The organism is Xanthomonas sp. NCPPB 3005, from assembly GCF_041228095.2.
In the GTDB taxonomy this organism is placed as follows: Bacteria; Pseudomonadota; Gammaproteobacteria; order Xanthomonadales; family Xanthomonadaceae; genus Xanthomonas_A; species Xanthomonas_A bonasiae.
The window spans coordinates 3,646,832-3,658,307 of record NZ_CP166096.2; the positions used below are offsets into that span (position 1 = coordinate 3,646,832).

Sequence of the window (11,476 nt, forward strand, 5' to 3'; positions counted from 1 at the left end):
GCGCTGGCACGTTGTAGGAGCGGCTTCAGCCGCGACCGGAGCTGTCCCAGGCAGGAACGACCCGGTCGCGGCTGAAGCCGCTCCTACAGGTTGCAGGCGCGCGCTGCCAATGGGCGCGAAAACCCGCGCGCTAGCGCGGACGCAACTCGACCAATACCACATCGTTGGCGCGCATCGCCACGTCCACCTGCGCGCTGCCGTCCTTGCCGACGCGTACGCGGCGCAATTCCGGCGTGTCGGTCGTCCGCTCCTGCAGCTGCCGCAGCTGCTGCGCGCTCAGCGCCTTCGGCGAGCCCATGCGCAGATAGGCACTGTACGCATCGTTGGCGTCGAAACCGGTGCGGCGGATCGCCAGCGCATACGTGCCCGGCGCCAGTCCGCGCAACTGCAGCCGCAGCGGCGTGGTCGCGGCCGCCGGCAGCACCTGGGTGAAATACGGGCGGTTGCTCTTGTCCTGCTGCGGGGTGACGAACTCCCAGGCCAGCAGCTTCAGCACGCCGCCGTCGTAGGTCGCATAGCTCTGCGCATCCGTAGTGCGCAGCTGCCGCTCGCCCAGCGCATTGAGGTACTTGTAGGCGAAGTACGCCGGCTTGCGGATGCCCTGCGGATTGAGCAGGCCGAAGCCGCCCTGGAACGGCGCGGTCGGCGGGCCCGGTTCCTCGAACAGGTCGCTGTAGGTCCAGTAGCTCATGCCCTGCGCCAGCCCCTCGACTGCCTTGAGCTTGCTCAGGATGTAGGCCGCGCTGAGGTAGGCATCGTGGACCGGATCGCGCGGGTTGTAGCTGGCGCTCCACTCGGTGAAGTACAGCGGCAGCCCCGGCATCGCCGAAGCCTGGATCTGCTCGCGCACGCGGCGCACGTCGCCGGTCACCGCATCGGGCGATGGCGACAACTTGTTGTCGCTCTCGCCCTTCTCGTCGAGGAAGCCGCCGTCCACGCCGTAGGTGTGGGTGGCGATGAAATCCAGCGGCGTGCCGGCGGCATGCGCATGCGCGATGAACTCCGGCACCCAGGCCGCGCCCGCGGTCGACGGCCCGCCGACCTTGAGCTGCGGATCGATGCGCTTGATCGTCTTCGCCGTTGCGGCGTACAGCGCGAAGTACGCGGGCTGGTCGGCGCCTTCCCAGAAACCGGCCAGGTTCGGCTCGTTCCAGACCTCGAAGTACCAGCGGCGCACTTCCTCCTCGCCGTAACGCTGGCGCGCATGGCGCACGAACGCGTCCACCAGCGCACTCCACTTGTCCAGCTGCGGATGCGAGGTGTTGCCCTTCCAGTAGAAGATCTGCTGGTCGGAAGTCTTCATCGCCTCGGGAGTGAAGCCCAGTTCGACGAAGGGACGGATGCCCATGCCGAGCATGCGGTCGTAGAGCTGGTCGATCTTGCTCCAGTCGTAGACCGGGCGCCCATCGACCTCGCGGTAGGTGCCGAGCACGTCGTGGAAGATCGCGTGGAAACGCAGATAACGGAAGCCCAGTTCGTCGCGGGCCGTGCGCAGCTGCGCCAGGCTGTCCTCGCGCAGCAGCGTGCCCGAATAGTCCGACCCCACCGACAGGTCGTAGAAGCGATCGCGCGGCGAGGTCGGCCCCTGCACGTCCAGCGCGATCTCGCGGACCGCAGGCTGCGCCGCGGCAACCGCTGCCAGCGAACCCAATGCAGCAGCCAGCAACAGCCGTAGCACTCCCATGACATCCCCTCTCCCAAGGCGCGAATGCCCGACTCTAGCATCGGCATGCGCACCGGCAAACCGGAAGCGCACGGGCGAACAGGCGATGCGAGGCGCTACACGCGCGTCCTGCAGCGAATCGCTGCGCCGCGTCTGCGCGCGAACGTCGTTTGTGGGACCGATCGCCCGGTTCGCTGGACGGAATCGCAGACAAACGCGCAAACGCCGGTTGCCCGCGGATCGTCGGGCTAGTTTGCATACGCCCTCGCACGGGCACCCCCTTTTCGACGGAGAGAGCCTGCATGAAACACGTATCCCTGATCTCGGCAGCCATCGGCTTCAGCCTGGTCGGCCTCATGTCGGCGGCCACTGCGCAATCGCAGCTGTCGCGCACCGCCACGCCGCTGCAGGTCGAACTGGCGCCGGTCGCCGACGCGGACGGCCACTACCGCGGCCAGGTCGCGGTCACCGTGCGCAACACCGGCGAGCGCGTGGCGCGCGTGCCCAGGTGGGAGCTGCCGCTGGGCGAACTTGATGCCAGCCTGTTCGAGATCGCACGCGACGGCAGCACGGTCGATTACGTCGGGCGACTGGTCAAGCGCGCCGCGCCGCGCGCCGAGGATTACGTGACCCTGCAGCCGGGCGAAGCGCGGCACGCGCAGATCGACCTGGCCAACGCCTACGACCTGTCGCGCAGCGGCAACTACACCATCCACCTCAACGCGTCGCTGCAGTACGCCGCATTCGCCGACGGCGAGCGGATGCAGCGCGCCGACGGCCAGGCGCAGACCGTGTCCAGCGCACCGCTGACATTGTGGCTGGACGGCCGCGGCCGCGCGGTGCGCAACGAGCTGATGGCCGGTCCGCAGGCCGTGGTCAACGGCATCAACTACGCCTCGTGCAGCAGCAGCCAGATCAGCACAATCGGCAGCGCGGTGAACTCGGCGCGCACCTATTCGCAGAACGCCAAGACCTATCTCAACGGCGGCAGCACCGGCGCGCGCTACACCTCCTGGTTCGGCGCGTACAACGCCAGCCGCTACAGCACCGCCACCTCCAACTTCGTCAACATCGATGCGGCGATCGACCAGAACAACGGCCAGGTCACCATCAACTGCGGCTGCAGCGACAGCTCCTACGCCTACGTCTACGCCAACCAGCCGTATCAGATCTACGTGTGCAACGCGTTCTGGAGCGCGCCGCTGACCGGCACCGACTCCAAGGCCGGCACGCTGATCCACGAGATGAGCCACTTCACCGTGGTCGCCGGCACCTCGGACTATGCCTACGGCCAGAGCGCGGCGCGCAACCTGGCTACCAGCAACCCGGCGCGCGCAGTGAAGAACGCCGACAGCCACGAGTACTTCGCCGAGAACACCCCGGCGCAGAACTGAGCCTGGCGCCGCACGCAGCGCACGCGCGACCGGTGCCGGCAGCCCATGCCGGCACCGGTGCCGCAGCGCAGTACCAGGTGATGGCCGCCGCATCGGATGCCGAGCGGCGGCCGGTTTGTCGTGCATGCGACCACGGATCGGAAGCGTCGACGTGCAGCGTCGGCATGCCCTGTCAGCGCGACGCCACCAGTCCCTCCATCGCGCGCACCGCACCGCTGCCCGGAAACACCTGCGTTTCCAGCGCCGCTTCGGACACGCCCAGGTGGGCGCTCAACAGATGCTTGAACAGGCCGCGCAAGTCGGCCGTCGCGCGCAGATCGCGGCCTTCGTTCAAGGCCCGCGGCGACAGCCCCGGCCAGTCGCCGGCAACGCGCCCGCCGCGGATCGCGCCGCCGGCCAGGAAGGCCACGCCACCGGTGCCGTGATCGGTACCGCCGGTGCCGTTGACCGCCGCGGTGCGTCCGAACTCGGTCACCACCGCGACCACGCTGCGCTCCCAGCTGGCGCCGGCGCCGTCGTGGAACGCGCGCACTCCGGCATCGAGTTCGGCCAGCTTGCGCTGCAGCACCGCGGCCTGGTTGCCGTGCGTGTCCCAGCCCGAATCCTCGACAAAGCCGATCCGCGGGCCGTCGGCCTTGGCCATGAAGCTGGCGGCGGCGCTCATCGCCTGCGGCAGCTGCCCGCCCTTGACGCTATCCACCTGCATGCCCTGCCCGCGCACCGCGCGCGCGAAGCCGTCGGCCAGTTGCGCATCTGCGGCGTACAGGGGCTGCAGCCGCTGCAGCAGGATCGGATTGACCGCGGTCGGCAACGGCGGCGACCAACTGCTGACCGCGCCCGGACCGCGCATGATCAACGGCGTCACCGTGCTCACCGAGAGCGCGTCGGCACCGTGCAGCGCCGCCGCACAACGGTTGAGCCAGCCGCTGGAGGCGCCGCTGGGCCGCGCGGTGCCATTTTCCAGGCAGTCCTGCGCTTCGAAATGCGAGCGTTGCCGATACGGCGGCGCCACCGCCACCACCGGCAGCCACTGCTTGCGCGCATACAGTTCGTGGGCGAAGGCCAGCGCCGGGTGCAGCGCGAAACTGCCGTCCAGCGCCAGGGTCTGCGGCGGCGCCAGCGCGCCGCGCAGCCGCGCGTAGTCCGCATCGCCCTGCGGCACCAGCGCATGCAGGCCGTCCAGCGCACCGCGCAGCAGCACCACCAGCAGCCGCGTCTGCGCGCCCGGCGTGGCCAGAGCGGAACCGGACCACAGGCTCAACAACGTGGCCGCACCGCTGGCGGCGAGAAAACGGCGGCGTGTCAGTTGCATCGGGCGCTCTCCGCGATCATGGTGCGCGACGCGCCGCTCAGGCGCGCCATTGGAAGGCCGGGCTGGCCAGCAGCAAGGCCACGCCGTCGCGCGGCGATTCGGCGCGGCGCAAGGCACTGGCGGTGTCCTGGTCCAGGCTGGTGGCGAACACGCTGCCGGCCAGCGCCAGCGGATCGGTGGGCGCGACCAGCCCGGCCAGCGCCTCGGCCGCCTGCACCCGCTTCCACAGCGCATCCGGCCCGCTCCATTCGGCGGCCACGTCGGCATAGCCGGCGGGCGAGCGCGGCGTGAACGGCGGCTGCCCCATGCGCATCAGCAGGCCGAGCACCGTTTTCTGCTGCGCCGGCGCCTGCGGCCATTCGCCGCCGGCGCGCAGCGCCGACAGCACGAAATCCTGCGGTGGCTTGAACTTGCGCGCCTGCGCACTCCACGCCTCCGGACTGTCGATCAGCGCCCGGTACACGCTGGGCAAATGCCCATCGCTGCGCAGCCAGGCGTCGGCCATGCGCTGCACCAGCGCCGGCGGCGGGTCGTCATGGACGAAATGCCGCGCCAGCTTCAGCGACACATGCCGCGCGGTGGCCGGGTGCCCGGCCAATGCGGTCAGGATCGCCTCGCCCTGCTCCAGCCCGGCCTCGGCGTAGCGCCGGCCCAGCACCTGACGGCTGCCGGCGGCATGCGCCGGGGCGCGAAACACGAAGGCGCGATCGGGCGCGCCCTGTTCGAAATCGCGCGGCGTCGGCACGCCCCAGCCGGTGATCGCGCGCGCCAGCTCGGTGACGTCGGCCTGGGTATAGCCGCCGTCCACGCCCAGCGTATGCAGCTCCAGGATCTCGCGCGCCAGGTTCTCGTTGAGGCCGGGCCGGCGCGCCGGCGCATCCAGCCCCTGGCGCGCCGCACGGCGCTGTGCGCGTTGCGCCAGCACCGAGTCGGGACCGATCGAATTGGCGTTGTCCAGGTAGCGCAGCATCGCCGGATGCCGCTCCACCGCCAGCAACAGGTCGGCGAAACGGCCCATGCACTGCGGGCGGATCGCTTCGCGCTCCATCGGCGCGGCGTACAGCGCGGCCGCACGCTTGTCGACCGAGACCGCGAAATGGTTGGACCAGAAATGCACCAGGCGCTCGGCGAAACCGTCCGCGCTGGCGACCGCGACAGCGTAGCGCGCCGCCAGTTCCTGCGCCTGCGCCTGCCGGTACAGGCCGCGCGCCGCCTGCTGCGCGGGCTTGGCATCCGCTGGCGCCTGCATCCGCGCCTGGCGCCGTTCGCGCTGGTAGTCGGCTTCGCGGCGCAGATAGTCCAGGCTGTCGGGCAAGCCCTGCATGGCGGGAACGGCAGCGGGCGCCGCGCGCACCTGCGCGGCCAGCCACGCGTGCGGATCGCCGATGGTCGCCAGTTCGCCGGGGCGTGCGCCCAGACCGAAGCGGTTCGCGGCACTCAGGGTTTCGCGACGGATCATGCGGCGCTCCGGTTCGGCATCGGTAATGCAAACGCGCGACACCAGGCCGGGTTGACCGGCCGCAGCCGCAACCTGCCGCGCGAGCTCGCCGGAAGAGCGGATCGTGGGCGAGGAACCACGCGCAGGCCGAGGCGGCACCACAGACCCGGTCACACGGTCGGACGCTCCGGACGGATGCCGAACCAGCACAGCACGCTCCCGCACAGCAGCAACGCCACGCAAATGCCGATCGACAGATGCATGCCGCGCATGAAGGCCGCGGCCGCGGTATCCCGGATCAGGTAGCCGAAGATGGCCACGCCGAGCATGCCGCCCACCTGCCGTGCGGAATTGAGCACGCCGGAGGCGATCCCCGCACGCGACGCGTCCACCGACGACAGCGTCGCGTTGGTCATGGTCGGCACCATCAGCGCGATGCCGCTGGCCGCCAGCAGCATCGGCCCCACCAAGCGCCAATAGCTGCCATCGATGCTGACCGGCAGCAGCAGCGCGTAGCCCAGCGCCGCCAGCAGCAACCCCGCGACCATCAAGCGCCGGCTGCCCATGCGGGTGATCAGGCGGCCGGCCAGCACATTGACCGCCATCAGCACCAGCGTCATCGGCAGGAAGGCAACCCCCGCCAGTTGCGGCGAGAGCTGCTGCTGGATCTGGAAGAACAGGCTGAACACGAAAATCAACCCGTAATAGGCGAAGTTCACCACCACGCCGGCGACCGAGGCCACGGCGAAGGTCGGAATCCGCAACAGCGGCAACGGCAACATCGGCGCGGCGCTGTGCGCCTCGATCCAGACGAACCCCAGCGCCGCCGCGACCGCCAGCAACAGCATGCCGAGGACCAGCCCATGGCTCCAGCCGAGCGGGCCGGCTTCGGTCAAGGCCATGGTCATCGCCGCCAACGCCACGATGGCCGTCGCCTGCCCGCCCCAGTCCAGGCTGCGCCGATGACTGCCGCCATGCGCGGCGACATGGCGCAGCGTCAGGCAGATCCCGATCGCGCCGATGGGCAGGTTGAGCAGGAAAATGCTGCGCCAGCTCAGGTGGGTCACCAGCACTCCGCCCAGCACCGGCCCGGCCGCCAGCGAGATGCCGCCGCAGGCGCCCCACCAGCCCACCGCGCGGCTGCGCCGCTCGCGGTCCGGGAATGCCTGTTGCAGCATGGACAGCGAATTGGGCACCAGCAGCGCCGCGCCCAGGCCCTGCACCAAGCGTGCGGCGATCAACAGCGGCAGGCTGCCGGCCAGGCCGCACGCGGCCGATGCCAGGGTGAACACCGCGAAGCCGAGCAGGAAGATCCGCCGCGCGCCGTAGCGGTCGCCGAGCGCGCCGCTGCTCAGCAGCAGGGCGGCGAACACCAGCGTATAGGCGTTGATGACCCATTGCAGGCCGGCCACGTCGGTGGCGAAGCGCTGGCGCAAGGCGTCCAGCGCCACGTTGACCACGCTGACATCGAGCAGCACGACCACGAAGCCGAGCGCGGCCGCCAGCAAGGTGCCGCGCGCGGAGGGAGAAGGCGAAGCCATGGAATGCGTCCGAAATGCGATGACGCTGCATGCTAGGCGCCGCCCATATCCGCGCAAATTCCCTAAAATCGCCAGCCAGCCTGGAGAAAACGCACAAATGTTCGATTGGGAGAACTTTCGTCATTTCCTGGCGGTCGCGCGTGCCGGCACCTTGTCCGGCGCGGCCCGCGCCCTGCAGGTGGACCATGCCACGGTCAGCCGCCGGCTGACCGCGCTGGAAGCCGAGCTGCAGGCTGCGCTGGTCGAGCGCCTGCCGCGTTGCTGTCGTCTGACCGCCATGGGCGCGCATCTCTACGAACACGCCAAAACGATGGAAGCGGCCGCGTTCGCCGCGGAACGCCTGGTCCGTGCCGACCACACGCCGCTGAGTGGAACGGTGACGCTCAGCGCGCCGCCGGTCTTGGTGACGCACCTGCTGGCACAGCGGCTGCCCGATTTCCGCAGCGACTACCCCGGCATCCGCCTGTCGGTGCTGGCGCAGGCGCAGCAGGTCTCGCTCAGCCGGCGCGAAGCCGACGTCGCCCTGCGGCTGGTACGCCCCACCGAAGCCAGCAGCGTCGTGCGCAGGCTCGCGCAGATGCCGTTCGCGCTGTACGCGAGCCGCGACTACGCGGCGGCGCACCACCCCGAGGACTGGACCTTCATCGCCTACGACGCGCAATTCGCCGACATGCCGCAGCAACAGTGGCTGCTGGACATCGCCGGCAAGCGGACGGTGGGCTGCGAACTCAGCGACATCGGCAGTCATCTGGCCGCGGCGCGGGCCGGGGCCGGCGTCGCCGGCCTGCCGTGCTTCCTGGGCGACGCAGACCCCGCGATGCAGCGACTGGAACACGCGGGAAACATGTTCTCGCGCGATATCTGGCTGGTCGTGCACCGCGACCTGCGCCGATCTGCGCCGGTGCGTGCGGTGATGGACTTCGTGGCCGCGGCTGTCGCAGCGACACCGGGACTTGGCCTTGAACCGCCGGTTGCCGAGCGGCCGAAATAAAAAAGGCCCGGCGAATGCCGGGCCTTTTTGCGAACCGGACCGCGCGCTTACTTGATCAGGCGCAGCGCGAACGGGTAGCGGTAGGCCACGCCTTCGTTGGCCTTGATCCCGGCCAGGATGCAGAACACCAGGTTCACCACCCACACCACCGGCATCAGCAGCCCGCCGATCACGATGACGCTGAGCACCACGCAGATCACGTAGGCGATGGCGACGGTGATCTGGAAGTTCAGCGCTTCCTTGGCCTGATCGTTGAGGAACGACTTGGCCGGGTTGTCCTTGTTGATCAGCCAGATGATCAGCGGCACGATGAAGCCGGCGATGATGCCCGACAGATGGGTGATCAAGGCGACCGTGCGGTCTTCCTGCGGACCGGCAGCAGCCGGCGGCGGCGGCGGTGCGGTCACGTTGTCGAATTCGCTCATCGGTATTCCTTTCCTTATGGTGGTGAGTGGGCAAGGCGCTTCGCGCGCCACTCTCGGTGGCCCGCGCGAGCCTGTCAAGTGATCCGGCCCCCCGCGCCGGGGCGGCGCCTGCTCAATCGCCACCCCAGGGCAGCAAGGGATGGCGGTAGCGGCGGCCGCACACGGCCGCAACGGTGGCGGCCAGGCCAGACCCCATGCTGGCCAACATAACCAGCATCAGCAGCGGCAGCGCAAGCAGCCCCGCAACGACGACCAGCAACGCCGGCGCCAGCAGCGCGCACAGGAGCGACAGGCAGGCGCCGAGGGCCAGCGCCTGCGCGCAATGCGCGGCAGCGAAGGGCCGGCGGCGCCTGGTCGCCAGCCACAGGCGGCCAGGCGGCACCCACAGGCACAGCAGCGCGTACAGCATGTAGACCAGATGCCCGTTCGCCGCGACGAACGCGACCAGCCACATCGACAGATGCGCGGCCACCGCCACTGCGCGCTGCGGCGCCGATGCGGTCGGATCCGGCGCCCCGGCGCGCATGCCTGTGCGGTGGTCGCGTTCGCCCAGTTTCGGTCCGGACCGGGGAGCGACGGCCTCAGTCGTTGCCGGCCACCGTCATCTTGCCGACCAGCACCGCGCCGATGTGCACGTGCGAACGCACGTCGATGTCGCGGCCGACCGCTTCGATGCGCTGGAACATCTCGCGCAGGTTGCCGGCGATGGTCACCTCGTCCACCGGGTAGGCGATGGCGCCGTTCTCGATCCAGAAGCCGCCGGCGCCGCGCGAATAGTCGCCGGTGACCGGGTTGACGCCGTTGCCCATCAGCTCGGTGACCAGCAGGCCGCGCGGGATGCCGGCGGCGATCGTGGCCAGATCGTCCGCGTTCGCCGCCACCTGCAGGTTGTGCACGCCGCCGGCGTTGGCGGTGGTCTGCAGGCCGAGCTTGCGCGCCGAGTAGCTGCCCAGCACGTAGCGCTGCAGCACCCCGCCGGCAACCAGCGGCGCGGCACGGGTGGCCACGCCCTCGCCGTCGAAGGTCGCCGAGCGCATGCCGCGGCGCAGGTGCGGCAGTTCGTCGATCGCGAACCACTCCGGGAACAGGCGGCTGCCGACGCTGTCGAGCAGGAAGCTGGCGCGGCGGTACAGCGCGCCGCCGGACACCGCACCGAGCAGATGCCCGACCAGCGAGCGCGCCATCTCCGGCGCGAACAGCACCGGCAGCTCACCGGTCGGCAGCGAGCGCGGCTGCAGCCGGGCCACGGTGCGCTCGGCGGCGCGGCGGCCGATCGCCGCCGGCTGTTCGAGATCCTCGCGCGCCAACGCGCTGCTGTACCAATGGTCGCGCTGCATGCCGTCGCCGTGGCCGGCGATCAGCGCGCAACCGATCGAATGGTGGGTGCTGCGCTCGCGGCCGACGAAGCCGTGCGAGTTGGCGTACACCGACAGGCTCTCGCTGCTGCCGGCCGAGGCGCCGTCGGAATTGGCCACCCGCGGGTCGGCCTCGCGCCCGGCGGCCTCGCAGGCCAGCGCCAGCTCGATCGCCTCCTCGGCCTCCAGCGCCCACGGATGCCAGCGGTCCAGCTCGGGCATGTCGCGCGCCATCAGCGCCGCGTCGGCCAGCCCGGAGGCGACGTCGTCCTCGGTATAGCGGGCGATCGCGCAGGCCTGGGCGACGGTCGCCTCGAGGCTGGACTCGTGCAGGTCGGCGGTGCTGGCGCTGCCCTTGCGCTGGCCGAAGTAGACGGTGACGCCGATGCCGCGATCGCGGGTGGCCTCGACCGTTTCCACCGCGCCCAGGCGCACGTTGACGTCCAGCCCGCGGTCTTCGCTGCAGCTGACCTCGGCCTGGCTGGCGCCCAGCTCGCGCGCCCGCGCCAGCAGCCGCTCGGCGATGCCGGACAGGCGCTCCAGGCGTTCCAGGCTGTCGTCGCGGCGCAGTTCGGAAGTGATCGCGTTCAATGCTTTATCCTTGTTGTGCGAGTCCCTTCGCAAGAGCCCGTCCATCCATGGCCGGACTTGGAATTGTGCGATTCCTTCGCAACAGCCCGGCCATCCATGGCCGGACTTTCTAATTTGATGTTTCAGACTGATCGAGTAGTACGACGATGCGCGGACGCGACGAAGACACCGGTGAATTCCGCGGCGACAGCCGCAGCCAGCAGCGCCGCGCGGCGCTGGAAGTGCTGACCCTGGGCGAGAAGCTGGTGGCGCTGACCCCGGCGCAGCTGGCCAAGCTGCCGGTGCCCGAGTCGCTGATCCCGCATATCGAGGAAAGCAAGCGCATCACCTCGCACATCGCGCACAAGCGGCAGCTGGCGTTCCTGGCCAAGCAGATGCGCCGCGAGGACGACGCCACCCTGGACGCGATCCGCGAGGCGATGGACGCCAACAGCGACGGCGCGCGCCGCGAAGTGGCGGCGATCCACCGCGTCGAGGACTGGCGCGCGCGCCTGCTCGCCGACGGCGACAGCGCGCTGTCCGAACTGCTGGGCGACTACCCCGAGGCCGACCGCCAGCGCCTGCGCCAGCTGATCCGCAACGCCAAGGAAGAGCGACTGAAGAACAAGCCGCCGCACGCCTACCGGGAGTTGTTCCGGGAGTTGCGCGAGTTGGTATTGGAGGGTGCGGGACTCGGGACCGGCGACTCGGGACTCGAGGAAGTAGACGACGACGCGTTCGAGGACGACGCGCGCGACTGAGCCGCGGCGGCGCCGGCCCCGCACGG

The 11,476-nt window shown here is 70.2% G+C and carries 10 protein-coding genes; 3 read left to right on the forward strand and 7 right to left on the reverse strand.

Annotated features, from left to right (window positions below):
- Positions 1-130 precede the first annotated feature (130 nt).
- Positions 131-1,684, reverse strand: a complete 1,554-nt coding sequence (locus AB8810_RS15740) for a beta-xylosidase (RefSeq protein ID WP_369914157.1) — start codon at positions 1,682-1,684, stop codon at positions 131-133.
- Between the two features lie 281 nt (positions 1,685-1,965).
- Here AB8810_RS15740 and AB8810_RS15745 point away from each other — a divergent pair, with 281 nt between their 5' ends.
- Positions 1,966-3,057: a M35 family metallo-endopeptidase gene (locus tag AB8810_RS15745; protein WP_206228629.1), complete on the forward strand. Its 1,092-nt coding sequence runs from the start codon at positions 1,966-1,968 to the stop codon at positions 3,055-3,057.
- Between the two features lie 172 nt (positions 3,058-3,229).
- On the opposite strand, the gene AB8810_RS15750 is transcribed toward AB8810_RS15745, so the two are convergent.
- From AB8810_RS15750 to AB8810_RS15760, 3 genes are all read right to left on the reverse strand, one after another.
- Complete coding sequence (locus AB8810_RS15750) at positions 3,230-4,369, reverse strand: DUF1501 domain-containing protein (protein ID WP_369914158.1); 1,140 nt, start codon at positions 4,367-4,369, stop codon at positions 3,230-3,232.
- A 37-nt stretch (positions 4,370-4,406) separates the two neighbouring features.
- Entirely contained in the window at positions 4,407-5,828 is a 1,422-nt protein-coding gene (locus AB8810_RS15755; protein ID WP_369914159.1) for a DUF1800 family protein, read from the reverse strand.
- A gap of 149 nt (positions 5,829-5,977) precedes the next feature.
- Positions 5,978-7,348 carry an MFS transporter gene (locus tag AB8810_RS15760; protein WP_369914160.1) on the reverse strand — a complete coding sequence of 457 codons (1,371 nt, stop codon included), beginning with the start codon at positions 7,346-7,348 and terminating at the stop codon, positions 5,978-5,980.
- On the opposite strand from AB8810_RS15760, the gene AB8810_RS15765 reads away from it, so the two are divergent.
- Entirely contained in the window at positions 7,260-8,339 is a 1,080-nt protein-coding gene (locus AB8810_RS15765; protein ID WP_369914161.1) for a LysR family transcriptional regulator, read from the forward strand. The genes AB8810_RS15760 and AB8810_RS15765 overlap by 89 nt on opposite strands.
- Positions 8,340-8,386: 47 nt before the next feature.
- Here the strand turns inward: AB8810_RS15765 and AB8810_RS15770 are convergent, their stop codons facing one another.
- The 3 genes from AB8810_RS15770 to pmbA all read right to left on the reverse strand — a co-directional run bounded on the left by AB8810_RS15770 (position 8,387) and on the right by pmbA (position 10,710).
- Positions 8,387-8,764: a DUF4870 domain-containing protein gene (locus tag AB8810_RS15770; RefSeq protein ID WP_185813339.1), complete on the reverse strand. Its 378-nt coding sequence runs from the start codon at positions 8,762-8,764 to the stop codon at positions 8,387-8,389.
- Positions 8,765-8,876: 112 nt separating this feature from the next.
- Positions 8,877-9,290, reverse strand: coding sequence for a DUF4870 domain-containing protein (locus AB8810_RS15775; RefSeq protein WP_369914162.1), 414 nt, complete (start codon positions 9,288-9,290; stop codon positions 8,877-8,879).
- Between the two features lie 55 nt (positions 9,291-9,345).
- Positions 9,346-10,710, reverse strand: coding sequence for a metalloprotease PmbA (gene pmbA, locus AB8810_RS15780; protein ID WP_179563790.1), 1,365 nt, complete (start codon positions 10,708-10,710; stop codon positions 9,346-9,348).
- Positions 10,711-10,856: 146 nt separating this feature from the next.
- Between pmbA and yjgA the strand changes: the two genes are divergently transcribed.
- Positions 10,857-11,450 carry a ribosome biogenesis factor YjgA gene (yjgA, locus tag AB8810_RS15785; RefSeq protein WP_179563789.1) on the forward strand — a complete coding sequence of 198 codons (594 nt, stop codon included), beginning with the start codon at positions 10,857-10,859 and terminating at the stop codon, positions 11,448-11,450.
- The last annotated feature ends 26 nt before the right edge of the window (positions 11,451-11,476 follow it).